The 26,311-nt window shown below is 36.4% G+C and carries 21 protein-coding genes; 8 read left to right on the plus strand and 13 right to left on the minus strand.

Annotation, left to right across the window (positions count from 1 at the left end):
• Positions 1 to 2: 2 nt before the first annotated feature.
• The 8 genes from B4F31_RS03210 to B4F31_RS03245 form a co-directional block, all read right to left on the minus strand.
• The gene (locus tag B4F31_RS03210; RefSeq protein ID WP_286760587.1) at positions 3 to 2,408 is read right to left on the minus strand and encodes a TraG family conjugative transposon ATPase; all 2,406 of its coding nucleotides are present in this window, start codon (positions 2,406 to 2,408) and stop codon (positions 3 to 5) included.
• Positions 2,409 to 2,678: 270 nt separating this feature from the next.
• Positions 2,679 to 2,966, minus strand: a complete 288-nt coding sequence (locus B4F31_RS03215; RefSeq protein WP_286760588.1) for a hypothetical protein — start codon at positions 2,964 to 2,966, stop codon at positions 2,679 to 2,681.
• 127 nt (positions 2,967 to 3,093) lie between these two features.
• A complete protein-coding gene (locus tag B4F31_RS03220; protein ID WP_286760589.1) occupies positions 3,094 to 4,221 on the minus strand; it encodes a hypothetical protein in 1,128 nt (375 codons plus the stop codon).
• A 3-nt stretch (positions 4,222 to 4,224) separates the two neighbouring features.
• Positions 4,225 to 4,878 carry an ATPase gene (locus tag B4F31_RS03225; RefSeq protein ID WP_286760590.1) on the minus strand — a complete coding sequence of 218 codons (654 nt, stop codon included), beginning with the start codon at positions 4,876 to 4,878 and terminating at the stop codon, positions 4,225 to 4,227.
• Positions 4,862 to 5,419, minus strand: a complete 558-nt coding sequence (locus tag B4F31_RS03230; RefSeq protein WP_286760591.1) for a hypothetical protein — start codon at positions 5,417 to 5,419, stop codon at positions 4,862 to 4,864. Before B4F31_RS03230 ends, B4F31_RS03225 begins: the two co-directional genes overlap by 17 nt.
• Before the next feature lie 164 nt (positions 5,420 to 5,583).
• On the minus strand, positions 5,584 to 5,856 hold the full coding sequence (locus B4F31_RS03235) for a helix-turn-helix domain-containing protein (protein WP_286760592.1): 273 nt from the start codon (positions 5,854 to 5,856) through the stop codon (positions 5,584 to 5,586).
• Between the two features lie 270 nt (positions 5,857 to 6,126).
• Positions 6,127 to 6,960 (minus strand): RteC domain-containing protein, encoded by an 834-nt coding sequence (locus B4F31_RS03240; protein ID WP_286760593.1) that lies wholly within the window; start codon positions 6,958 to 6,960, stop codon positions 6,127 to 6,129.
• A gap of 103 nt (positions 6,961 to 7,063) precedes the next feature.
• Positions 7,064 to 9,487, minus strand: a complete 2,424-nt coding sequence (locus tag B4F31_RS03245; RefSeq protein ID WP_286760594.1) for a bifunctional aminotransferase class I/II-fold pyridoxal phosphate-dependent enzyme/GNAT family N-acetyltransferase — start codon at positions 9,485 to 9,487, stop codon at positions 7,064 to 7,066.
• A 226-nt stretch (positions 9,488 to 9,713) separates the two neighbouring features.
• On the opposite strand from B4F31_RS03245, the gene B4F31_RS03250 reads away from it, so the two are divergent.
• The 4 genes from B4F31_RS03250 (at position 9,714) to B4F31_RS03265 (ending at position 11,846) form a co-directional block, all read left to right on the plus strand.
• On the plus strand, positions 9,714 to 10,100 hold the full coding sequence (locus B4F31_RS03250; RefSeq protein WP_286760595.1) for a hypothetical protein: 387 nt from the start codon (positions 9,714 to 9,716) through the stop codon (positions 10,098 to 10,100).
• A gap of 1 nt (position 10,101) precedes the next feature.
• Positions 10,102 to 10,968: an AraC family transcriptional regulator gene (locus B4F31_RS03255; RefSeq protein WP_286760596.1), complete on the plus strand. Its 867-nt coding sequence runs from the start codon at positions 10,102 to 10,104 to the stop codon at positions 10,966 to 10,968.
• Between the two features lie 77 nt (positions 10,969 to 11,045).
• Entirely contained in the window at positions 11,046 to 11,510 is a 465-nt protein-coding gene (locus B4F31_RS03260) for a MauE/DoxX family redox-associated membrane protein (protein ID WP_286760597.1), read from the plus strand.
• Positions 11,511 to 11,579: 69 nt separating this feature from the next.
• On the plus strand, positions 11,580 to 11,846 hold the full coding sequence (locus B4F31_RS03265) for a DUF6520 family protein (RefSeq protein WP_286760598.1): 267 nt from the start codon (positions 11,580 to 11,582) through the stop codon (positions 11,844 to 11,846).
• Between the two features lie 64 nt (positions 11,847 to 11,910).
• Here B4F31_RS03265 and B4F31_RS03270 read toward each other — a convergent pair whose 3' ends face one another.
• Genes B4F31_RS03270 through B4F31_RS03280 form a run of 3 tightly spaced genes read right to left on the minus strand, consistent with a single transcriptional unit; the run spans position 11,911 to position 19,172 of the window.
• Positions 11,911 to 14,763: a M16 family metallopeptidase gene (locus B4F31_RS03270; protein WP_286760599.1), complete on the minus strand. Its 2,853-nt coding sequence runs from the start codon at positions 14,761 to 14,763 to the stop codon at positions 11,911 to 11,913.
• A 10-nt stretch (positions 14,764 to 14,773) separates the two neighbouring features.
• Positions 14,774 to 16,165 (minus strand): RagB/SusD family nutrient uptake outer membrane protein, encoded by a 1,392-nt coding sequence (locus B4F31_RS03275; protein ID WP_286760600.1) that lies wholly within the window; start codon positions 16,163 to 16,165, stop codon positions 14,774 to 14,776.
• Positions 16,166 to 16,175: 10 nt separating this feature from the next.
• Positions 16,176 to 19,172 carry a SusC/RagA family TonB-linked outer membrane protein gene (locus B4F31_RS03280; RefSeq protein ID WP_286760601.1) on the minus strand — a complete coding sequence of 999 codons (2,997 nt, stop codon included), beginning with the start codon at positions 19,170 to 19,172 and terminating at the stop codon, positions 16,176 to 16,178.
• Positions 19,173 to 19,890: 718 nt separating this feature from the next.
• On the opposite strand from B4F31_RS03280, the gene B4F31_RS03285 reads away from it, so the two are divergent.
• Positions 19,891 to 20,148, plus strand: a complete 258-nt coding sequence (locus tag B4F31_RS03285) for a helix-turn-helix domain-containing protein (RefSeq protein WP_286760602.1) — start codon at positions 19,891 to 19,893, stop codon at positions 20,146 to 20,148.
• Here B4F31_RS03285 and B4F31_RS03290 read toward each other — a convergent pair.
• A complete protein-coding gene (locus B4F31_RS03290; protein ID WP_286760603.1) occupies positions 20,139 to 20,372 on the minus strand; it encodes a hypothetical protein in 234 nt (77 codons plus the stop codon). The two genes, B4F31_RS03285 and B4F31_RS03290, sit on opposite strands and share 10 nt — an antisense overlap.
• 75 nt (positions 20,373 to 20,447) lie before the next feature.
• Here B4F31_RS03290 and B4F31_RS03295 point away from each other — a divergent pair, with 75 nt between their 5' ends.
• Both B4F31_RS03295 and B4F31_RS03300 read left to right on the plus strand, forming a co-directional pair.
• Positions 20,448 to 20,828 (plus strand): hypothetical protein, encoded by a 381-nt coding sequence (locus B4F31_RS03295; RefSeq protein ID WP_286760604.1) that lies wholly within the window; start codon positions 20,448 to 20,450, stop codon positions 20,826 to 20,828.
• A gap of 154 nt (positions 20,829 to 20,982) precedes the next feature.
• Positions 20,983 to 23,889 (plus strand): TrlF family AAA-like ATPase, encoded by a 2,907-nt coding sequence (locus tag B4F31_RS03300; protein WP_286760605.1) that lies wholly within the window; start codon positions 20,983 to 20,985, stop codon positions 23,887 to 23,889.
• 63 nt (positions 23,890 to 23,952) lie between these two features.
• Here B4F31_RS03300 and B4F31_RS03305 read toward each other — a convergent pair whose 3' ends face one another.
• A complete protein-coding gene (locus B4F31_RS03305; RefSeq protein ID WP_286760606.1) occupies positions 23,953 to 24,918 on the minus strand; it encodes an IS110 family transposase in 966 nt (321 codons plus the stop codon).
• Positions 24,919 to 25,256: 338 nt separating this feature from the next.
• Here B4F31_RS03305 and B4F31_RS03310 point away from each other — a divergent pair, with 338 nt between their 5' ends.
• Positions 25,257 to 26,309: a DUF262 domain-containing protein gene (locus B4F31_RS03310; RefSeq protein ID WP_286760607.1), complete on the plus strand. Its 1,053-nt coding sequence runs from the start codon at positions 25,257 to 25,259 to the stop codon at positions 26,307 to 26,309.
• The last annotated feature ends 2 nt before the right edge of the window (positions 26,310 to 26,311 follow it).

Raw genomic sequence — 26,311 nt, forward strand, 5'->3', positions numbered from 1 at the left:
GATTATTCTGTTTTAGTGGTTAAAAATTCTAAGATGGCTGCTTCCATATTTTTTGTCCGTTCATAAATTTCTAGAATAGCCTGATTCTCCTTTCCATCAGTGAGATAGGCAGCGTATACTTCCGGGGGCACCTCCAATCGGAAAATATTGGACTCTTTGCCTATCTTGATAAAGATCTCGGTATACTTACGTTTACCTTTTAGATCATTGCGAATGGAATGTAGCTGGTTTAAGTCATGGGCACTTAGGTTAAGCCTGCGAACAAGATCCTTATATCCCTTTTCATTATGAAGGCTATAAATAACCTGAGTATTTTCAAGAATACTAGCTGCCGTAGCATTTTCTGGAAGTTGATTTATCGACTGTAAGATGATTCCAATAGCTCCCTCCTGTTTGCGAATAGCCTGGTAATAGAATTCCACACTTTCCAAAACATTGTCGAACTTAAGCTGCTTGGCAAACTCGTCGAATAGAATAATGCCCCGTTCTCCGGGATTTTTCCAAATCGTACGTTGTACCGCCGATTTAATTAATTTGAGCATGACCGAAAGGATTTCCCTATTATCCCTTACCTCGTCCAATTCAAAGATGATCAGGCGTTTGTCCTCCAATTTATAAGCCTGGTCTTCACTGGACTCGAAGAGAAAACCATACATTCCCCTACCAACATATTCTGACATGATGTGAAGGAATTGCACGGTGTCAAAATAATCTTTCCCAATGCCAAGACTAGATTCAAAAGTCTCCTGGTTTGTAGCTACAAACCGGTAAAAACCTTCCAGAGAATAAGGACCGGACTCCTGCTCATAATAAAATCGAAGAATCTTTTTTATAGCCACCTGTCCCTCTTTGGCGACCTTGAGTCCGGAAGCATAGAGCTCCATCAAAAAACCACACAGGTCTTCAATCCGCTCCGGGCTCAGGTCATCTGGGTTTGTTATATAAAAAGGATTGATCCCTAAATTCTTTCCGTGCTCATAACGCAGGATAATATGATCCTTTGGATAGAGTTTAGCGAATTTAGAATAAGATCCACCAAGGTCGATGATAACCAGACGGGTGCCTGCTTCAAAAAACTGTCGTAAAATGTTATTAGCCAGAAAAGATTTACCCTCTCCTGTGGGAGCGAAAATGGCGAAATTCCTGGCTTTTATCCGTTTTTTATCACTATCCCAGACATCCTTAATGACCGGAGAATTAAATAAACGTTCATTAAAGAGAACACCTTCCTCATCGCTGCGATAACCGGTATTATTGATCCATAAACATAAAGCGTGCTTAAGATCGGTCACATAGAGATCCTCATTAGAAAATGCCGGACTATGTCCGAAATAACTATTTAAAAAATACTGGTATAATAAAGACCCGGCCGGTTCATAAGGTTTTATATCCAATTCCTTAAAACCACTTTTGATCGTGGAACTTATCCGGCTTAGTTCTTTTTGATCTTTGCCGGAAAATAGAATGTTTACCTGTCCCCTTACAATTCGGGACTGCTCATCCTTCCCGATAGTCTCTAGAATTTCCTCGATCTGTGATAAACAAATCTTATTTTGGGTACCAAAATTTACACTCTTTAATAGCTCCTCGCGTTTTTTATTTAAGATGGTAATCCACCTGGAACGCTCATCCAAAAAAAACACCTGATTGACAATATGATCTTCATATAATTCCAAACCAAAATCATCCAAAAACCCCTTATGAAAACTGATCTCATCCGAAGTAAAGCGGGAATGTGGTTTGCTGGTTTGTACGCCCTGGCCAAAACAAGACTCGTGGTTTATGGCTAGTATCCCAAGCCTTTGGCTGCCTATGCGCAGTTCCCCGTCTTTTAATTTTATATCGGTATCACTTCCTTTATGAAATCCATTGAAATACTGGTTGGTAATAGTAATGGCCTTTTCCTCTGAAATGGGCTTTAGGCTTATATTTGCGGTATTATTCAAATAACCCACAGAATCACTTACCGCTGCCATAAATTGCCGGGTTTCGGTATTCATTTTAACAGGCAGCTTTTTTGGAACTTTTACAAATGGATTAGCCATCCTGGGGCGGGAAAAAGATTTGTTGAATGGCCAGATGAAGAATATATAGCTTTGATGATCCAATAATTTCCTGCCCTGAAAATGCTTTTGAGTTGCTTTGGAGAGAAAGGTATCCCCCGCTAGTTCCTTAGATTCAAATTCTTTTTTGAGATAGATATCCTGCTTATGGACAACACTATTCGTAGGAAGTGTTTTTAATGCCTGAAACCAATTGCTGTGTAATTTTTCATAAGCTTTTTCTGAAAGGGAAAAGATCTCAGGAAGCTCCAGCTCGTAACCCAAAGCAACATTTCCGTTGGCCAGAAAGATCAGGTGTTCCTGCTGGTCAATTATCGGGTAATAATTCTGTAAATTAATATTCATAGTACTTGCTTAATCCTGTTTGTTTATTCGAAATAAGTGAAGGAAGCCTTGAGCTTACCTGGGTAAATGGCAAAGTGTGTATTCGAAGTAAAGTGATATACAACCCGAAATTCCACACCACCAGCGCTAACATTAATAAGAGCTTAAAAGCGAAAATGATCACGAGCAGTGATGCGATCACAGAAGCCATCTGGATCGCAAAACTGCTAACAGCCAACCCGAAGATCACAGCATTCTTGCGGATATTACGGTATACCGCGTAGCTTTTCATTAGACTACCATACCTATGAGGTAAGTGAAAATTCCAACTACCGCTCCTGCGATAAGTACAAAAACAAGCACCCTGGTGATGCCTTTTTTAAGGTCTGCATTTTCTCCAAAGAAATGCCCGGCATTAAATAGAAAACCTACCAGGAAAATAACACCCAGGATGATGGGGAACACCGCCCGGATGGTATCCGAAATATCGGCTACGGATTGCTCAATCCCTCCGATCTGTGCGAACATCGGAAGACTGAAAAGGGACAAAAAAAGGCTGGGGTAGAAAACGTTTTTCATAGAGTATAAGTTTTAAGTTCATCGGAAAACTAAAACTTAAGCCCATTATAATCATTTAATAAACAACACTTTAACCTTCAATTTCCTGATTTTTATAGTATTAAAAGTCAACGTGTTGTAAAATTATTTATTTGTCACCGGGCGTTAACAAAAAGTCTGCCCACAGCAAAGGATGCATACCAGCCTGGGCCACTTCGCTATTTATACCTGGATAACAATACCAGTTATGCGTTCTACCTGACCAGATTCCCCTGCGGTTAAGACCGCAGCTTAAAAGCTCAGCCGAAGGAGTGTTATTATATAAAAGGTATTGTGTTTCCCGGAGATTGATCCCCTTTTGATACGCACCCAGGCTGAAATAGGAGGCGGCCTTTCCATAATCCCGGTCTGCCTTGAAACATCCGCTTTTTAGGATATTGCGGATTTCCTTTTTTATCATAAGTTCGGAGAGGGATTCACAATAAGATGGCCGGCCTAAACCCCCGCAACATATTAAAAGATCGTGGAACATATCCAGTTGCTCTTCCCAGACTTTGCTGATAAAGCTCAATTGATTCCTTCTTTTTTGATCAGCTTTCTCCCCTTTCTCCAGCCCGGAGAGATTGGTTTGAAGTATCCTAAAAAGCTGGTTTTTTGGATCCCTTAGCCATAGTATTTGCAAGCCGGTATCAAAAAGCGGCTTTCCTTCTGAATCTTCTGGGTTGCAATAACTGCGGCATACCGAAAGGCTATAGCCTTTCCTTAATAATATTCCAAAACCTAAACCCTGGTTGGAATTTCCTTCAAAATAGTAGCAATCCCGGTAGTTAAAATCAGCCAGATACTTATCTCTAAAGCTAATCAGGCTGGCGCGATCCTCTACCTCCTGCAATAGAAGAACATCAGGGTTAATCTCGCTAATCACTCTAGCTTTATGGATGACCGATTCTCGTGGAATCATCTGGCTGGTCATTTTGATCCAGCTATGACCGGCCTTGAAATCTTTTTCCAAAGTCCGGGCTGAGGCCACTATTTTTCCGTGTAGAAAGTCCCCGTGTTTTCTAAGTACAAGGTATTTTTGTGGGTGTTCTTTACTAAGCCCCATTAGAAAAGACAATTCCCTAAGCCTTCGATAATCCTCATTTAGCCTTAAGCCTTTCCTTAATATGGCCTCAAATTCATCCAGCCAGTCCATAAAATTTTTACTGTGCCCGGTTCCAAGAAGTGACTCATCCCTGAAAAACAGGTTCTGGATATTATAACTTGCTATTCTCATAATTTATTTGCGTTTATCGGCCGAATTCTTATCAAAATTGACCAGGTTAAATAATTTACGCATACGGCTACGTACTCGGTTGCCATAGCGCTCCTCCAATTCCTCGGCTATGAGGTTGGTACTGGCGTGGGTCCTGACGTTATGATTTAGGAAAAGCTCATACCTGGAGAGCAAAATTTCCCCCACTACATTACATTCCTGCCCATAATATCTTCCCATAGGTTCCACCCCCAAATCATCCATACACAGGTATCCGGAATTCCCATAATCCTCAATGGTCTTATAACCCAAATGATTGAAGGAGAAAACGATATTCCGGCTGGGGATAACCTGATAAGCCTTTTGATGAGGAACCAGGTGACGGAGCAATTTTAAAATACTGGTCTTTCCACATCCTACCGGGCCGCTAATAAGCAAGCCCTTCTTTGGATCCATTTGGAACTTCTCACATTGTTCTAAATCGGCGATCATATAATTACAGAGCTGAAATAGCAAAGCTTCATCTTCAGAGTAAATTCTAAATTCCTTGAATAAAAGCTTCCCCTTGATCTCCAAATACTCCAACATTTTCTGGAAATCGTAACAGACTTTTTTGCCTTTAATTTTTCCGATGTGATAGCTTACGCCTCCTTCAATAATTTCACAAGGGTTGACCATAATCTTTGTTTTTTGTGGTTTTTAAATAATCAGGAGCTTCCTTACGACTATTTTTTTTGAACTCCTCTGCCTTAAGAACCCAACTATGAGCAAGGGATTTCCAATTTTGAACCGGGAGATTTCCGCCCACCTTCCATCCATTAGCCTCGTAGTGATGATAAAATTTCAAGGCTTCCTGAACAGACCATTTTTGTTCTTTAAAAAAATTAATTACTTCATCTGCATTGGGCCTATCTCTGGTATGTTTAGTTTCTTTAGTAGGTTTACTATTGTTTGTTTCATATACCAGCGCTTGTTCATTACTGGTCCCAGACTTATCCCCGAGGCGTCCATCACTGGAATCATACTCATTTACCTGCTGTTTATCACTGGTTTCCAGCTCATCCATTACTTGTTTACTACTACTCCAAAAAATGGACATCATCACTTGGCTGCCCTTTAAGGGATTTTTTGAAGGGAGATAGGTGATGTAATTCCACTTGCTGAGTTCCCGAATACAACGATGGTAGGTCGTTAAAGATCCCACCTTGGAGGCCTGCATAATTTCCTCTCGTTGTACAAAAAACTGTTTTCTGAAGCGGAACAAATTCCAATACTGAAAAAGTGCGTAATAGATACTAATGTGGGTCGCATTAAGTCGATCATCCCTCTTGAATTTCTCGGAAACATCGGTAAGAAGTCTTATATAGTTCATACAACTGCTAACTAGTGTTGAACCTTTCGCTCTTCCATGACTTTCGCGATCTTGTCGGCTTCATAAAAAATGATACCTCCAACCTTGCTATAAGGTAATGTGCCATTGGCACGAAGCCCCTGCAGCGTTCCCGGACTAATTTTGAGGAGTTTTAGTACCTCTGTGGATTTGAGGTACTTTTTAGGAGTCATCTTCCCATGTTCAACTAATAGATCTTTGATCTCAACCAGCATTTCTTTTTTCAATTTTGCCAGATCTTCGGTGGTAATAATACTTGTTGCCATTGCATTACGTTTTGTGTAAAGCCCCATCCCATGCTTTTTTTAAGAGATGGGGTTCTACTGGTTTGACTTTCGTAAGTACAAAGTTGGATTGCTTTGAAGGATATATTTCCCAATGGAAGACGTAGTTACGGGAAAATTTAACACTTATATTTTTTGATGCAATTTGACCTGATTTGATAGCCGGAAAGTAAGAAAGTAAGCCGTTTTTGCTTCCTTTTATCTAAAAAATTCGATATAAATAAAAAACGTAATTACGTTTTACTTCGAAAATCACTTTTCATCATCACGTCTCATCTTCGCTTCTAATTTTAATATCAATTGTTTCAGATATTTTGTCCTATCACCTTTTCTGGCTTTGATATCTGAATAGGTTTTATAACCCTGATCCAATTTGGTATTGAAGAAATCTTCAAAGGCAGAAATAATGGTGCTTATTTCAACATTGCCGTGGTTTATTGCTCCGTCAGCGTATAGAGCATAAACAACCTCAATTAGAGCAGTTTTAGATCCAGACCAAAGTAGAAGCTTTGGTTGATTTTCTGAGTAAAGCGCAGGATTTCCCGGTTGTAATTTTTGAAGCTTATCCCGGATATAATGAATGAATTTATACATCGCCTGTACCATTGCCCATAACATATCGTGAGAGGTCGAGAACTCCGGGTATTGGTAATAATTAATGGTTGGCGCAAAAGGAAAATTGTCGAGATTGTTTCTGGTAAAATATTGTGGGTCCATATACTTGTGGGACTGTTCCATATAATTCACAAAATCCCTGGTCTCCGAGAAGAATTTGTTGATCTTTTTTACCTCCTTTTCCAAAAACCTGATCTTTGGATTATCCCCGGCCTTTGGTAAACTGAGCTCGCAGGTCCTTACCTCTGTGAAATAGATCAGGTAGCTCATCGGTATTGGTTTGATGTTCTTAAAAAAATTGATTTCTGAAGCTGAATCCTCAAAATCCTCTTTTTCTACCATATGCTGCAGCTCCGAAAGGGTACGGTTGCATAGCCGGATCCCCAGTTCGGCTTTTTTAAGTGATGTACTTTCCGAAGTGATGATCCGGTTTACCTGGTCAGTAAACATAGAAATTGCTTTCTCGAACATGAGATGCGTTTTAAAGGAAAACAAATAATACCGTTGCTGCGCTATTTTCAATATGGTTTTTTAAGGAAGAAATATTAAAAAATATGCTTCAAAGAAGGGGCTGTTATTCTTTTCTTAGCCAATCCAGTGCTTCAAGATTGAAATTGTCATCGGCCTGGACATAAGCTACTTTAGGAATTAAAGTTGCTCCTAATTTTCTTTTTTCAAAACTGGCGCTTAGACCAAAATCAACTTTAGAATAGCCTAGATTATTAGCTCTTTTGATTGTTTGATAAAGTAATTGGCGATAGGTGTTGAACTTCTGGTTATAATCATAATCCATTCCTACTAAACTGGGAATATACGTACCTTCAGAATTTGTGCAGAACATTACCCCTATCGCTTGTTTTGAAGGGATTGTATCATTTGAACGAAGCCCTAAAACTAAAAATTCCCACTTTGGGTTTTTGCCCATCTCGAAGAATAACTTTTTCGGAAACTTAAAAGTATTGATACCCAGATTGTGTCTCCAAACCTGTTCAAATAATGAATAGAAGTGATCAATTTCAGCTGGGGTAGGATCTTTTATTAATGATATTGTATAATCATCTTCAAATGCTTTTATTTCTTTTCTAAAGTGCTTTCTCGAACGTTTACTAAGGCTATTTATATACGATTCTTCATCGCTCCAATTGAGACTAGTAAGTTCACATGCATCAGGCATATCCATAGCAATGAATCCTTGCGCGTGAAAGAAGGTGTTCCATGGATTAGCTTTCTCAAAATCCCTCAAAATAATAAGTTTAGCCCCTACTTTAATTTTTATTTCTTCAAGCTTCTCAATAAATAATCGCATCGCTTGATCCTGCAGTGCATGGTTTTCATCCGAAAATAAATGCGCACCTTCTGAAAAAACCGAACCTAATGAAAGAACTATGTCGGTCATATAATAAGGATCCTGTTCGCGAATTTCTTCAATGGCCTTTGAGGTATTAACATTGGAAAGCATATCGTTTTTTAAAAGCGCACTGGTGAGGGAGGCTGCTAGCACCACATGATCATCTTTATCCTTGATCATAATGTAATGAAAACCCCAATTATGTTCTTTAAGGTTATTGTTAGTAAATACCTTCTCTAAAAAATAAAGCCCTTCCCAGTCAAAAGTACCTTTACCTCCGAAACTGGAATTCCACTTTTTCTTATCTATTTTTTGAATAGTGTTGGTATATTTCAGGTTAAGTTCATTTACCTGGGTTTCTACAAAATTACCTTTTGGAATTTCTAGTTCCGACATTCCAAATGATCTATAAATCTTGAACAGATCTGTATGGGTTTCTTCCAGAGCTAAGGGAAAGTAATAGCTCATCGCATCTACCAATGCTTTTATATCCTGTAGTTCATTATGCCTGGAAATAGTTATCCTAACACCGGTATTCTTAACGGGAACAGCTGGAAATAGCCCGAGGTTTACAAAAAATCCGGCCGTCATCATTTTACTTACAAAATTATATCCGGTGGCCGGTAAGCCCGTTCCAATATAAAATACAGGAGAGTCGTTTTTATGTATCAGTGGCAGATCTGATGCCTCAAGTAATTGATTGAAATAATTAATTTTAGCCGCTAAATCTGACTGTAAATCATAGATCTCAGGAGATAAATGAATCTCAGCTGAAGCAGTTGCCGCAGCAACTGAAGCCGGTTCCAATTGGGCTGAAAATGTAAGGGGTCCTCCGAAATTTTTGATCTTTTTATGCAATTTTTCATCAGGACAGACCAGCACCGCACCACTAGCTCCAAAAGTTTTACTTAAAGTGCCGAATAATAATATATTTTGCGGAAGTTCTTTTAATACAGACATAACATAACCCGAACCGTGTTTTCCTTTCCAACTCATTCCATGAACATCATCAATGTAAAGATGTAATTGCGGATACTTTTTGGATAACTCTATCAATTCTTCTAAAGGGGCGTAATCTCCATACATAGAATATACCCCATCTGCCATATACCATATTTTATCAACTTTACTCCTTAAATCTTTAATATAGCGTTCTAGCATTTCCATATTGCTATGTCTGATCATCCTCACCGGTATGCCCCTGGATTTTAAAACTTCAGTCGCACTTTGTACACTCCAGTGTACCTGGTGGTCTAAAATAACTGCATCACCCTCCCTCACCGCAGTAGGAATTACTGCTAGATGACCAAGCGTACTATTTTTAGTTATAATAATGGGATGCCCATACATCCTTAATAGTTTATCCTCTAAGGGAGCATATAAAGGATGTGAAATATAAGTTTTGGATAAAGGAAATTGTGTTCCATACTGCCGAATAGCATCGATACCTGCCGATTTTAAACGCTCATCCTGTTCAAGTCCAAGATAACCGGTAGTCCCGAAATGGTAAGAAGATTTTCCGTTAATCGTAATTTTTCGTCCGTTTAATTTTCTGCCCTCCGCATTAAGATGAACTACTCCAGCTTCCTTAGCATTTGTGATAACCTCATCCACAGTATCTAGGAAATTATTGTGTTTAATTTTTGCCATTGCCCCACTGTTTAAAAATTTATGACTTTAAACTAAATAAAGTTTTGAAAGAAGCGATTTTTTTATACCTACTAAATGTTCGAAATGCACTGATTAATCAAATATTGACCCTAAAAGACAAAATAAAATGAGGTCAATTGACTCCATATGAGCCTGGGAGTAAAATGTTTTACTCTAAGGATCAAGAATATTTATTTAAATTAACATAATCCAAACGGGCACAGGAATGAATAATAAAACGGCACATAATGATTATGCAAAAGTTTATATCGAACAGGATATTCTACACTTTATTTATTTGCCTATCGAGAATCTTTCTCTGGATATGGCAAAAAAACTAGTAAGACTCCGCATATCGATACAGAACACTAAATCCTACCCGGTTTTATGTGACCTTAGAGAGGTGATACAGGCCGATAAGTCAGCTATGGACTATCTTGCCAAAGAGGGCTCAGAGCTGGCCACCGCCGTGGCCTTGCTAGTTAAATATCCGCATTCTGCGTTTACTGCTGATTTTTACCTGCAGACCAGTCTTCCTACCGTTCCAACCCGTCTCTTTGAAGATCCGCTGAAGGCTAAAGAATTCCTCAGCAATTACCCAAAAAGACATTGATATGTACCACAAAAAAGATAAACAACTGGATCAAATAGCAAGCCTCATCACTGCTTTTGCTACCGGTGATTATGACAGACGGATTAATACGAAATATTTTAAAGATAAAAATTTGGTAATTGCAGTCCTTCTAAATATGCTTGGAGGTAAACTGAAAAATGTTTTTCCCAATATTTCCCCGGATAATAATACGTCTAACCTGCAGCATTTAATATTTATAATAGACCAGAATTTAAAAGTAATTGACTATAATAGTTACCCCGACATGCTGATTAATCAGGAGGCTTTGAATAACCTTTATGGATTTTTAGATCATTATTCAGTTAACAAAATCCAGGAATTCTTCAGTTCCCGGAAGTTTGAAAAACCACTTCTCCTCAATTTTAAATTAAAAGATGACCTAATAGCCACCCTTGATTCTAAAGTAACCCCTTTATCCAAAAAATCTGATGTTTATATACTGTCCTCTGTCCGGAAAATTCCCCTCACAGAATTAAAAAAATTAAGACTTGAAAAGCTTACCCGCTCAACCAACCTAAAATTTGACATCAAAAAGAATAAAGACCTATTAGAAAAAGCTTATCATTATTTGATGGATAACCTGCATAAGCCTTTCCCAGGAATGGATTATATGACCAATTATCTGGATACAAATGCTACGCTTTTAAAACGTGGTTTCCCACTTTTATATGGTTCTACTATGGCACGCTTTCACCTTGTTAAAAGATTGGAAAAAGCCAGAGAACTGTTAAAAGGAACTGATACAGTTCAGTCAAAAATTGGTGATTTGTGTGGTTTTAAAAGTGATGCACATTTCTCGCGTGCTTTTAAAAAACATTTCGGGATAACTCCCTCCAAATGCCGCTAAATCACCTTACAGTCAAACATCCAACTTAATGGTAAACAGTATTTCACGAACTTTATATCAGTTCAAAAATACGAAAAATGGCTTTCAAGGAAATTCAATTAATATTTAAAACGAATAAATCACCCGGGTTTTTTTTATCGGTTCTTGTATTCTATTTTATCCTGCTATTTAGCTTTTCAGGTATTGTGAAACTAACGGATCCCTCTTTCGTTAATCTATGGCTCAATGAACCCTTTTTATTAAAAGAAGATACATCTACAGTTCTGGCCACAGGCTTTCCAATTATTGAAATTATTATAGCAGCCTTTATAGGTATAGAAAAAACTCGGATTGTTGGAATTTATTTCGCTCTTGCTTTAAGCGTCCTCTATATGGGCTATTCCATATGGAATCTACTAAATGCCTACGTAATGCCTTGTAGCTGTACAGGATTAATTGCTCAATTCTCCTGGGAACATTACCTCTATTTTAATCTATTCAATTTAATTCTGACAATCTCATTTTTAACCATTATAAAAAGTAAAAAGATTTTATCGCGATAAGAACAGGAATGTGAGCTGAACACCTGTAAAAGAAAGTAGGCATAATTCTAATTCATAAAACTTAATATTATGAACCTTAGAAAATTTATATTACCAATGATGGCATTTATTTTTGCCATAGGAATGTCCTTCGCTACTGTTGGACTGGAAGCTGATCCTCAGAATGATTATATTCAGAGGAATGGAACCTGGGAAGCAATCCCTGAACAGGATTGCGGAATGGGAGAAGAGACCTGTCAAGTGATAAAGGCCGGAGAAGGTCCCTTCACCCTATATGATGCCCAAAACCTTTCTTCAGTAAAAAAAGGTGGTGGTGACTATATAGTTCTTCCATAAATTAAATTGTAAGGGCACCTGAAACAGGTGCCCTTTTTTATTCTAAGTTATTATTTTCTGGAAATTACATTTCAAATTCATATTGGTTCTCCCTTACCAAAAAAGAATTCGCAAATTCAACAAGATCCTCCTTAGAATAATTCATAAGGAAGTTTTCCTTTTCTTTTAAATCAATTAAACTATTTCCAAATCTTAAATGATCGTGTAGTTCTTCTTCTGGATTGTGATATCGACCGTCACCTACATAATAACCAGTTAACCTATCAATTACTTTATCAAACAAATACTGTTCTATATCTCCCTCTTTCATATTTTCAAAAATTTCCCTGGCTGCAATTTTTATTTCCTCCAGCTCCTCCGGTAAACAACTTAATTTTAAAGAAACCTTAAAAAGAGACAGATCGTGATTATAGTCTCCCCCATTGAAAATTTCATAGAGCGCAAAATCTTGGTCAGTACGTAATTGAATAGCCATCTCCCATAACAATTCAGAAATTAACTGCACCTGAAGATGCTTTTTCCAGTCATATTCCGCCGGTTTTTGAACATACTTGATGGAGTATATTACATTCTTCATTTCATAGTCATCCGATCTATTGATTTTTTCAAAAATTGGCCCCTCAGGAAATTGATTCTTATTGCTTCTTTGTACAAGATCAAGAGCGTTAGTTTTTAGAGGTTTCAGATTTCCCAAGTATTTCTGGATTTCCGGCAGTAAGCTTTCTTCATCGAATTTACCACTGATAATAAAGGTGAAATCCGTGATATCGTTAAATAAGGTCTGATACGATTCAAAAGCTTCATCTAAATTTGTCTTTCTTGTCCCTTCAAAGTGGCTAGTACCTGAAAGAAAATCAGCTTCCGATCCTCCAAAAAACAGATCCGTAAAATTATTAAAATCCGCCTGAGGAAGGCTGTATGGTGGGTACAAATAATTCTGCAATTCTTTTCGCTTCCAGTGCTCAAAAGCCTCTTTATCCTTGCGGGGATCAGAAAAATAAAGATAAACCATTTGTAAAAGGATCTCTGAATTCTGATAGTCAGCTTTTCCTTTGATTCCACTCTCATTAAAATTTATATAAGGTCTTACCTGTATTAAATCCCTAACAGAATCAAGAAACCTGTCAACTTCAAATTTATTGAACTTGCCTATTCCAGAATGTTTAATCATTTCAGGAGCTTTACTTGCAGTAAATAATTTAGAATCGGGTAAAACAGAAGCACCTTTTGGAGAAAAACCCCATAAATTTATTTTCTCCCCAGAGCCCCCATCATCTATTAAATAAATACGAACTCCATTATTTAGAATATACTTCGCTCCTCCCTTTATTTTTGTTCCTTCTAAAGAGGTATTGGGTATTTTTAAATTTTTCAGTGCCTCATTGCTCAATAGCTGTCCTGGTGTTTTCACAATACTTTTTTCTACCTCTTTGTCTAAATTTTCCTTGATTAAGGATCTAAACGCTGACTCGGAATAGCTGAATTTCCCATCCCTGGGAATAATTACACCTATATCTTGAGGCATCTCCCCTAAGATTTTTTTTAAAATTTTGTTATAATCTTTAAGCGTCAATTGTTTCATCCAGGACTTTAATAATTCATACTTTTCAGGGGAGAGCGACTGATCATTCCAAAAATTTTCTTTGATTTCATTGATCCAGAATTGAGGGTTTTCATCAAGCTTTCTACCTACAAATTCCAGATAATCAATTTGGCTCTCTTTTAAATTTTCCCATTCCTGCATACTAATACCATAGGTTTTAATTTCATTGATTCGGGACATAACCTCAGCAGTTGCATAGCCTATATTTTTTTCTTCTGATATTATTTTTACTGAAGTTACAGCTGGTAAATTCTTATATTTTAAAGTATTAACCACTTCCACATCAAAATTATTCGTATACGATTGGGTTAATTCTTGCAGATTATTTCTCAATACTTTAATTGTTAACTCCCATAACATTTGTTGTTTGGTACCCCGAAAGTTTTCATTAGACCAAACCAATGGATCTCGATAAAACAAGTGTATATCCGTTTCATTATTTACATAATGACCGGTTGGATCCGCAGTTCGTTCAATAATTTCGAACTGCCGCGGAAGCTCAAAATATTGAGAATTACAATTAGGTTTTTTTAGAGATGTTTTTTCGCTTTTTATCCCAGAGAAACGTTCTTTTATTTTTCTTTCTAAACTTTCAACATCGTCTATATTTCCAACAAATACAAGCCCCGCATGTTGTGGTTGGTACCAGTCCCGGTAATAAGCCCGCAGACTATCAGCATCGAAACTATTTACTTTTTCTCGGTACATCTCCTGACTAATTTCACAAGGAAATAACTTTTCAAAGAGTCTACTTTGGGTTGTACGTTCGATCCTTCTTTTCATACCTGACTTCCCCTCTCTTTCCTGTATTAATGTCCTCCGTTCAATGTTGATATCCTCCGTGGTGAGTGCTAAACCATTTAAAATATCCTCAAACCACAGAATTCCAAGATCGACACTTTCGGGGTAATTAGAGTTTGCATTATAGGTATACTCTGTACCCGTCGTCCCAGTAAAAGCATAAATATCCCGTGCAAGTCCTTTCATTCCAACTTTTCTAAAAAGTTCAGTATAATTGTGAAAATCTAACGGAAAGTTTTTGGTTTCTCTAAACGCTAAATGTTCAATCGCATGAGAAACCTCACGTTGGCCTGGTGTTTCTACACGATTTCCGGCATTAACAAAAAATCGCATAAAAATTTTATCCCCTGCCTCCGGTACATCCTTGATATAATAAGTAAATCCACTTGGCAAAGTATTCTTTATAAGAGTAGAATCCTGTTTTAAATTTCTTCCTGGTTGAGCATAAGTTTCAATGGAAAACATCCCTAAAACCAGTAGGAATAAATAACTATAACTGAATAAATTTTTCATTTTTCTTTTTTTAATAACCTTGGTTTTGTGTTAGATTGGGGTTGTTCATGCGCTCCTGGTCAGGGATTGGATACCATACATCAGTAGGTTCCCATAATGGATTGGAAGCAAAAACATCCGCAAATGTTCCGGTACGCTTAAGATCAAACCATCGATGCCCCCATTCAGAAAATAATTCATGCCGCCGCTCAATCATTATTAGGTTCAGTAAAGTTTCGCCATCTGTTACTTGCGCTGATATAGGCTCCATCCCTGCTCTTTTTCTCAAGACATTTAGATCTGAAACGGCTCCCTCAGCGTTATTAAGTCTTAACCTGGCTTCTGACCTTATCAAATACTGCTCTGCCAGCCGCATTACCATTGAATATTCTGTTATGCTATTATTGCTATTTTGATCTTTATATTTAAATGGATAATATACTTCCAGCTCCTGATGATAACCGATCCATGAGCTTAGTCTCAAATCGCCAGGTTCAAATCCTGCGACTAAAGAATCATTAAGTTTAAAATCTGAGGATGCCGGAGAGTTAGGATGGATAATGAAAATGGAACCTTCATTGGTATGCGTAAGGCTATTTCCTCTTCCGATTGGCGAAATTTGCCAAAGAGCTTCGCTGCTATTAGGAAGAAATACCTGATCTAGACTGTCTAAAATTTCATAAGTGCCGGTTTCAGAAATAACCTCCGAGGACAACTCTTCAGCCTCCTGCCAGTTTTCCAGATACAAATGCACCCTGGCCAATAAAGCAGTGGCGACGAATTTGTTTACTGTAGTACGCTCACCGTTTCTATACTCCTCTGAGAGAAGCTCCCGGGCTTCAGTTAAGTCAAGAATTATCTGCGCGTAAATCGCTTCTGATGAATTTCTTGAAGCTTTAGCGTTTTGATTATAATCAGTGGTTAGTAATAGAGGTACCTCATCATATAAATTCGTAAGGTGGAAATAGGTAAAAGCCCTTATAAACCTTGCTTCTCCCATTAGGGAGTTTCGGACACCTGTTTCAATTTCTGAGTCTTGAAGTCCTTCAATAATAGAATTGGCCATATAGATGATATTATAAGCACTAGACCACAATGCCAGGTTTCCTGTATTCTCAGGAAGAATTTCGTGTTGATCAAATTCTTGATAACTTACATTAGCTGGCCTTAGAGCCTCAAGATTGTCTGATGATAAGCCTGCAAGTGCAGTGATACTGTTTTGCCAACCACCGCTAAAATCTGCCCTCATTAATTGATTATAAATCCCCTGCATGGCACTTTCTGCCGTTGCTTCATCATTAAAAACTGTTTCTCCAACAATTCTGTGTGTAGGGGTGTCTATTTCAACAAAATCTTCGCAGGAAACCAAGAAAGCGTAAATAAAAAGAGCGTAACCTAATTTTATAAAATTTGAAGTCTTCATATGCGAGTTTTTAAAAGTTAAGTTTAATTCCGCCAATTATGGTTCTAAGACCGGCGAATGAAGTTCCGCCTATTGGCATTTCAGGATCTACACCTTTATAATCGGTTATAGTAAGCAAGTTCTGACCGTGTAAAGACAAGGAACCTTTTTTAACACCTACCTTGTTTAAAACCTTTGTAGGTATTTCATATCCTAAGGTCAGGGTCTTAAGCCGAAGAAAAGAAGCATCTGTATATGGAAATGGGGTGGTCTGAACATAGGCGTAACCTATTAAGCCTTGGATGGATTGGGAGACCCTTTGATATCTGCTTCCGGGTTCCAAAGCTTGCAAAGTTTCCTGGCGCTGATTAGATAAATTTCCGGCATTAAAATTGAACAAATTGCCTTCCTGCTTCACAAACTGCCAAAGAAACTGAAGGTTGAAACTTTTATAACTAATGGAGTTATTAATCCCCCCAAAATATTGCCTGCCCAAATCCTTTGTAACTACGCGATCTTCATAATCAAACCTGCCGTCCCCGTTAATATCCTCTCGGGTATAAAAACCGGTATCAGGATCCAGACCACCGTATTTAAAAAGTAAAGCGATATTTAAAGGCTCTCCCACCCTGTACCTATTGGCATAACTTGAAGATTCTATTCCAGGGTAGCTTACCAGCCGGTTTTCAGGAATACTTATATTAAAAGAAGTCCTCCACCGGAAGTTGGGAGCGTTGAAATTCAATGATGATAATTCTATTTCCCAACCTGAATTTTCTACCGTAGCCGGTAAATTTGCCTGAACAGAATTAAACCCAGTCATTGCAGGAAGCGGAAAGCCTACCAATTGATTCGAAGAACGATTCCTATACCAGCTAACACCAAAGTTCAGTCGATCCTTGAAAAAACCAGCTTCAAAGGCGGCTTCCAGTTTTTTATTCTCCTCCCAAGAATAATTAGGATTAAATAACTGAGTAGGAAATAACCCGCCGGGTCCTGGCGTAACCTCGTAGGCATCCAAATAACCATAGTCACCTATTTGATCATTACCGGTAGTACCATAACTTCCCCTTAGTTTTCCAAAACTCAAAAATGGCAATGACTTTTTTATAAAGGGTTCTTCCGTAAAAATCCAGGCGGCACCCACAGCGCCAAAATTGGCAAAGCGTTTACCGGGGCCAAAACGAGAAGAGCCATCTCTGCGCCCTGTAAGATTCACCAGGTATTTACTTTTAAAATTATAGGCCAAACGACCAAACACTGCATTATAACTGTATTGAGTGTTTAAATGCAAAGTACTGTTTATATCCTCTGCCGCATTTAAATTTCCAATTAAAGCTTCTGAGACATAACCCGATCCTATTAACTCTAAATTTGAGTCGCGATTTTGCTGAAAAGTAGCACCGGCTATCAAATCCAATATTCCGTCTCCAATGGATCTGCTATAAGTTAACTGAGGTTCTAGAATCCAAGAACTTCTATTGATATCTAGATGCTGGGAATCATCATTGTAATTCCAGGCCGGATTAAAGGAGCGTGAAGGTCTTTTTACTAATTCTTTGCTCTGAAGATTGGTATAACCTGCGTTAATTTTAAAATTGAAATCAGTTGCCAGTTTATAGGTAAGGCTCAAACTGGAAATTAGATTATTTACCCTCGTATCACTTTGGTTAAAAAAACCAGCTAATGGATTATTTTGTCCGGCTGCCGCCCATTCTTCCCAATGCAGACTACCGTCTGAATTGAAAACCCTGGGAGCATTTGGAGGTAGTCTAAAAGGAGCTGATGAGACATCAATACTGCCGGCAAGTTGATTATCATCTACTCCGTAACCCACCGAGAGATTAATTCTCAGTTTCTCATCATTAGTGATATGATTTAAATTTAAGCTGCCTGTTACTTTGTTATAATCATAACTTCCTGGATATATAGACCCTTGAGTATAATAAGAACCACCTACCCTAAAGGTTGTATTGGCATTGCCTCCAGTTGCACTAACATTTAAATCTGTAACCGGCGCATTTCCTCCGTAAAAAAAATCCTGCCAATCAGTATATCTTTCCTGATCCCATAGAAGTAGGTCATACGCATTGAATTGAGTTGGTTCTACCCCATCATTTTCAAAAGCTCTCCTCCTTATTTGTAAATACTCTGATGTATTTAATAAATCCATCTTATTAGGTAATTGGGAAACACCACTTGACAATGCTGCTTCAAAGTTGGTCTCTCCTTCAGTACCTTTCTTTGTTGAAATAAGAACTACTCCATTGGCACCTCTTGATCCATAAATGGCAGTAGCATCAGCATCCTTTAAAACCTCTATGCTTTCGATATTGGAAAGGTTTAGGGTATTTAAAGGGTCAAATCCATTTGTTCCCGATCCCGCTATAGATCGACTATCCAGAGGGGTTGAATTTATAGGAACTCCATCTACAATGTATAATGGAAAGTTACCTTCCTCCCGTAAACTGTTGGTTCCCCGTATACGAATTCTTGAGGCCTGCCCGGGCAAATCCCCTCTTGGAAGAATCTCCACCCCGGCCATTCTACCCTGCAAGGCTTGCAATGGATTAACCAGTGGTTGTTTTTCAATTTCTTCCCCGGAAACTTTTGAAATATTACCAGTGCTTTCGCGCTCGGTTGTATTGTAATATCCCGCATTTATTTTCACGGTTGCCAGAGAGGCTATATCCTCCTCTAGTTGGATGTTGATTTCAACCCGACCATCTATTTCCAATTCAAAAGTTTTAAACCCTAAATAGGAAAAGACCAAAGTTCCATTGGATGAAGCTGAAATTTCATATTCACCATCAAGATTAGTTACTGTTCCTCTATTGGTATTTTTAACCGTGATGGTAACCCCTGGAATAGGTAGACCGTTCTGATCCCTAACTATCCCGGAAACTTCCTGTTCTTGAAAAGAGTATATAGTAGTGGTTGCCGCAGTTGCAGCCATGGACAGGAAGAAGAATATCCCGCCAAGAATAATTAGCGCCACCCATTTAAGGCGCGAATAATTATTTTTCATAATTTTACGTGTGATTTAAATGAAACATTGTTTTATTTAAGCTTAGGCCTTCCCCACCAGACGGCAATCTTAGGGGAAGGCTTTTTGGCTTAACACCTTTAACTAAGGCTAATTCCCTTTTCTTTTCATAATCAATTTCTTTTTTTTTTAAAACTTAACCGCCCTATCCGTTAACACCTATTAACCCAAATAATTATTCCCAGTGCCTCAAAGAGACCCCACCCAAAGCTGTTATTAATAATAGGGCACATAACAGCAACCCACGGGATTGTTTATAAGAATTCCTTGATCCCGCAATCAAGAATTAGCGAATACAGTATTAGTTACTGCCGGCCACTTTGGCCTATTATTATGTAGGGACAAAAAAGCGAGACTTATAGTTTATAAATTGAAGAAGATTACTTTGAAAATTAAGAAGAGTTTGAAACCAAAAAGGGCGTGAAAGCTCAACTTATTGTACTAGAGGTACTGGTATACCCACACACAAATAAGAGAGCCCACGCCCGGGTCGTGAGCAATCTGCTTATTCTCCCGTGTGCTTAAAAATTACCAGTTTTCTAGTACGAGATTCAAAGCGAATGCTTCTAATATTTTACTTTAAGAAGTTTCGCAAATATATTATTTATGGTAAATATATAAAAGATTTGACAGTGTAGCTTAAACGACCTACACTTTTTTTGTTAAATTTTATGAGCTTGCTATTTATAAGGAATAGTAAATGGATAGTATCAAACTAAATCAACTTTATCTCGAAAAATTCGGAGAAAATATTCTTAAACGAAGAATCGAATTAGGTCTTAGTTACAGACAGCTTGCCCAAAAATGCGATGTTGATTTTAGTGCTATCTCAAAAATAGAAAAAGGATTAAAAAGTTTTGAATTCTCCACGATAATTGAACTCTCTAGAGGACTCGAGGTTCACCCTCGTGATTTATTTAATTTCGATATAGATAAAAATGATTTTAGTCAAAAGTAGAATTTAGATGAATAAGCATCTAACTTTTTACCACTTACAAAACTTACCATTTTTATAATTTTATTGCTTTTCGGATCATACTCAACTTCTACAAAGAATTTATCTAAGGCATACAAGGAGAACCTTGCGGTTGGTTCCAGCCTATAGGTTATAAAATCACCTTCATTAAAAAGTTTGCGATATTGCTCTTGCTCTGGCAATAATTTAAATTCATAAAGTGTCATAACTTTTTTAATTAGGGGAAAAACCACCTGGTAGTTTGGAAATACTATCAATACTTTTCCAATAAACTGATTAAAGTGTTTAAATTAATAATTTTTCTTCTCTTCCCCGTCATTATGAATGGCCAAACTTTTAAGAGTTCGGCAACAGCCCATATCATAGAGTCCTATGAGATTGAATTTATGAAAAGAACGATAGAAATTAATGATTATGAAATTATAATTATTTCGCAAGGGAAGGAATATAAAGATATTCAAACATTGAACGTAGTTGAAATAGAAGAGAAGAAATTTGGAAACTTCGGTGTTTGTTTCTGGTATTATTGTAACACTAAGAATATCTCTGGGTCGGAGAAACTCATTATTGTTCCTAAGCAAGAAAACCCTAAACAATTAAGCATTTTTGAACCTTCTAAGGATGGAGCTAGTACAAAAGAGTTTAAAATAATGTTGGAATAGGTATGTTTTACGGTTTACCGTAACATCTTTCTAATTGAATGCTCTATTTTTAGCAAAACTGCGTTTATCCCGAAATATTTCTTATAAAGGCTTATAATATGGCTGGTATAAGAAGTTGGCAGCAACTTTTAAGAAAATAACCTACTAACCAAATATGAAGGATTACAATAAATTTAAAAAAGGCTCCGAATGGAGAAAATGGGATTTACATATACACACTCCAGGAACAAAAAAAAATGATCAATTTGTAGGTTCTAATTTAGAAGAGAAATGGAACAATTATGTGATTTCCATAAATGAATCCACTGAACCAATATCAGTTCTTGGAATAACAGATTATTTAAGTATTGAAAATTATTTCAACTTTAAACAGTTAGTTGCTAATGGATCAATAACAAAGAAATTTGATTTAATAATACCTAACATAGAAATGAGAGTTCTCCCTGTTACGGGATCAGCTACACCAATAAATCTGCATTGTCTATTTAATCCAGCAATTGATCAAGAAATTGAAAATAGATTTCTTGGAAAATTAAAGTTTTCAAATTCAAATAGTAGTTATTCTGCTACTAAAAATGAACTTATAAGATTTGGAAGAGACCATACAAATGATCAACTCCTGGATGAAGAAAACGCATATAAAAGAGGTGTTGAGCAATATGTAGTTACATTGGATACACTTTCTGAAGTTTTAAAAAATGATCCAAAATTAAAAGAGAACACTATAATCATTGTTTCAAACAAAAGTAATGATGGTGTTACCGGAATAATTAAACACAAAGATTTTTTTATAAATAAAACTGTCTCACAATTAGATGCAACGAGACAAAGTTTTTATCAATTTTCGGATGCAATATTTTCATCTAATGAAGGAGATAAGAATTATTTTATAGGCCAGAGCGTAGATGATGTAAAAACGGTAATCAGAAAATGTGGTTCAATTAAGCCATGTTTTCATGGATGTGATGCTCATTCCAATGATCGTATTTTTAATCCCGTAGATAACAGGTTTTGCTGGGTTAAGGCAGACCCAACTTTTGATGGTTTGAGACAAACACTATTTGAACCAGAGGATAGAGTTAGAATTCAAGCTTTAAAGCCTGATGTTAAAAATGAGAGGCATATAATTTCAAACGTACAGTTCATAGATCAAGGAAATTTATTCGGCTCGAAAACAATTGAACTAAATGAAAATTTAAATTCAATTATCGGAGGAAAATCTTCAGGAAAGTCTCTTCTTATGTATTCAATGGCAAAGAGCATTGACCCAGAACAAGTTCAGAGAGCATCAAAAAGATTATCCTTTGAAGGATATAAGTTTGATTCAAATTTTGATTTCAAAGTTCAATGGAAAAACGGGGACGAGGATTTCTTCACAGACTTAGAACCAACGAATAAACTTCATAAAATCACATACATTCCGCAGCTATACATTAATTATTTGGTCGAAAAAAACAATAAAGAAGAATTAAATTCTTTGATCAAAAATATATTAATGCAGGATTCAGAATTTAAAGGCTTTTACGATGACAAAGTAGAAGAAATTGAAAATCTTAATTCTGAAGCAGATAGGTTATTAAGTGAATATTTAAAAATTAGATCTAAAGCTTTAGAAGTTCAAAAAAAATCAAAAGAGTTAGGGAATTCTGCTACTATTAGAAAATCCATTACTCAAATTCAATCAGATATTGCAAAAGGCCAGAAAGCTTCTAATTTAAGCGAGGAAGCATTCAAAAAATATAATGATCTATTAGAGACAAAATCTTTAAAGGAAGCAGAACAAAGAAATTTAATCACTAAAAACAACAGTCTACAAAAAGTACTAAATGAGATTTTAAATAATCGAGCTAGTTTACTCGGTAAAATGGATGAGCAAGAAGATGTATTTCTAAAAGGACAAATTGATAGAATATTAGAAGAAAATGGTGAAATTTCTAAAGATCTAAAAATCATAAAATCTCAAATTGAAAAAGACTATGATCAACTAGTAGAAAATCTTAAATCCAAAATTCAAGAATTACAATTACCTAAACAAAGAGAAGCTAATGATGAAATTCTTAATAAGGTTAATAAAGAACTAGCTCCATATCTTCAAAAAATAGATGGACAAAAAGAACTTAAAAAACTTACTGAACAACTCGAAAAAGAAAAAATAAAACTTCAGTCTGCAATTGCCTCAGAACAACAATTTAAAAATTTATTAGAGGAATATAAGAACACCAGAAAACAAATAGCCAATCTAATTAAAAGAAGATACAACGAATATCAAGAAATAGTTAATAAGGTTAATTCCACTAAGAATAGTATTGGTTCCGATATTCAACTTAACGCAAAATTAGTTTACAGATTAGAAGATTTGAAACTATACAATCAGATTAATAAAGCATCAATAGGTTCAGACCACTTCTTCAACACTCTTTATAACGATAACTTAGTTAATTATACCGAATTATGCGATTTCTTTGAAAATCAATTGAGAGTGTCCGATCAAAAATTATATTACTCTAAAGAGGAATATTTACCATTAAAGCAAAATATCAATTTAGAAGAAGTTCTCCGAGGGATTATTAAAGATTCATTTATAATTGACTACAACGTTACTTATAAAAATGATAACCTTTTACATATGTCACCTGGAAAAAAAGGAACAGTATTACTCATACTTTTTCTCCAAATTAGCTCCTCTGAATTCCCAATATTAATTGATCAACCAGAAGATAACTTAGATAACAGAACGATATACGATCTGCTTTGCAAAATGATTAAAGAAAAGAAGAAAGAAAGACAGATAATAATTGTTTCCCATAATGCTAACCTAGTTGTTGCTACTGATACAGAAAATATAATTGTTGCCAATCAAAAAGGTCAAACTAATGAAGATGAAGAGGGTGATTATAGATTTGAGTATGTGAATGGTTCTTTAGAACATTCATTTGAAAAGAATGAACTCGAAAAGTCTATACTCTATAGCCAAGGAATACGTGAACATGTCTGCGATATTTTAGAAGGAGGCGATGAAGCATTCAGACAAAGAGAGAAGAAATATGCCTTAAAAAATTAGAACAAAAGCAGCTGCCAACATCGGTTCATCGCAAATAAAGAACTAAGCTAATTTCCAAGCATTTTATCCCAATTTTGGCACATAATTTTCATCGTATGGTAAACCTGATGTAGCTACTGCAAAAGCCTGTTTTAGCAGTTTATTGCATACGGCAATTAGCGCGAGCTTCTTACTTTTACCCTTGGCGATTATTCGTTCATAGATATCCCTGCAGGCCTTATTATGTTTACAGGCGGTAAAACTACACATGAACAGTAAGTTTCTAAGTTTTGGATTACCCATTTTACTGATTCTACTTTTGCCCCGGACAGTGGATCCTGATTGACGAATAATTGGAGTAATTCCAGCATAGCTACATAACTGATTCCCATTTTCAAAATTGGTAAAACCATTGGTTAATACTAATAACATAATACCTGTTTTGTTGCCGATTCCTGGAATACTTTTTAGAAGTGTAAGCATCTTTTGTTGCTCCTCTTTAACTATCTCACATAAGCGATCCTCAAGAGTTTTAAGCTCCTTTTGTAGCATTTTAAGCGATCGGTTTAGCGAATGATAAACGACTTTGGAGGGTTTTCCGAGTACCTTCTCACCATGAATTTTATTCTTCAGCGCAGTACTCTGTTTGGTATAAATATCTATTAAACGAAGTAACTGGAGGGCTTCAGCCTGGCTCTTGTCTCTTGCCGTGTATAATGGAACTTCATTGACGCTTGCATATTCACATATCGATTTGGCATCAGACTTATCGGTTTTAACCTTAGAGAGCTTCATTTGTATAAAACGCTTCACCGATAAAGGATTTACTACCGAGACCTTTATTTCTTGTTCGTAAAGAAACTGTGCTAATCTATAGTGGTAATATCCTGTAGCTTCCATAACTACCAGGTCTTCTTTACTTAAAATCTTTAAAAAGCCTTTAAAGCCCGAACCACAATTTTTAAACTGAAAATGCTTCCCTTTTGAGTTGGCCACATCAAATACTCCTTTACTGATGTCCACTCCATAAATTTCATTATTTTTATTCATAGAAAAATGATTGAGAAAGGACAACTACTTTGGTTTTCATCGACTTAAAAACGAGATCCAGGTCTCATAGAACTAAACGAAATTGAAGTAGAAAAAAGAGGGGATTATCAATATTTACGGAATCTCAAGTTCCCACGGGTTTTATAACCTTACTCCTCTCTTTTGTTCTTTCCTATTAATATCTTAAAGTTAGGAAATCAAACTTAAGACGGGTTTAGTCAAAAGATTATAATTTTAGAAACCAAGAAATAAAAATGCTTAAGCCGACAAGTCCGCGTTCCTACTCCCGAAACTTGCGATAATCGCAGCCGTTGGCGGTAATTATAAACAAAAAAATTATGACTGAAGAAGAATTTGAAATTATAGATGAAACTACTGAGGAAAATGAAGAATTCAGGTATTCAATAACAAGTTATGGAGCTGATTATACAGTAGATAGCGTTGTCGCTAGAATAGAAAAAGAAAAAATCTTCGTACCTCCTTTTCAAAGGAAATATGTTTGGACTCATTTACAAGCCTCAAGATTTATTGAATCACTAATTTTAGGATTGCCCGTACCAGGCGTGTTTCTTTCAAAAGAAGAGGAAACAGGACGTTTATTAATAATTGACGGACAACAGAGAATGTTAAGTATCGCAAATTTTTATAAAGGTGTATTTGGAGAGAAAAAATTCAGGTTAAAGGGAGTTCAGGCAGATTTAGAAGGACTTACATATGATAATTTGAAAGAAGCTGATCAAAATAGATTAGACGACTCAATTCTTCATGCTACTGTAGTAAAACAAGATACTCCTTCAGAAGAGGAAAGTAGTATCTACATGATATTTGAAAGATTAAATACTGGTGGCACACCACTTCAACCACAAGAGATACGAGCGTGTATTTACTATGGTAGTTTTAATGAATTACTTTCCGAATTGGTGGAAATCGAAGAATGGAGAGAAATTTTTGGTAAAGCAAATAGAAGAATGAAAGAGCAAGAACTTATACTTCGCTTTTACACTCTATATTTTGGATATACTGATTACAAAAAAATCTTGAAATCTTATATGAATAATTTCATGTCAATGAATCGAAATTTAGAAACTCATTCAGAAGAAGAGTTACGAGCCCTATTTACTAATTCTATAAAAAAAATTCACGATGCGCTCGGTGAAAATGCTTTCAGAACTGGAAATAGAATGAATGCTGCAATATACGATTCCGTTATGATTGGAGTTGCCAAAAGACTTCAAGACAATCCTGATCCTGATATTGAATTATTAGAACAACAATACAATTGGCTCTTAGAGCAGGAAGATTACAAAGCCTTTATTGAAAGTGGAACCTCAAGCGAAAGTTCAGTAAAAGGAAGAATATCGAAGAGTATTGAAGCCTTTAACAGTATATAAAT

The sequence above is a fragment of the Salegentibacter sp. UBA1130 genome, assembly GCF_002311535.1.
GTDB lineage: Bacteria > Bacteroidota > Bacteroidia > Flavobacteriales > Flavobacteriaceae > Salegentibacter > Salegentibacter agarivorans.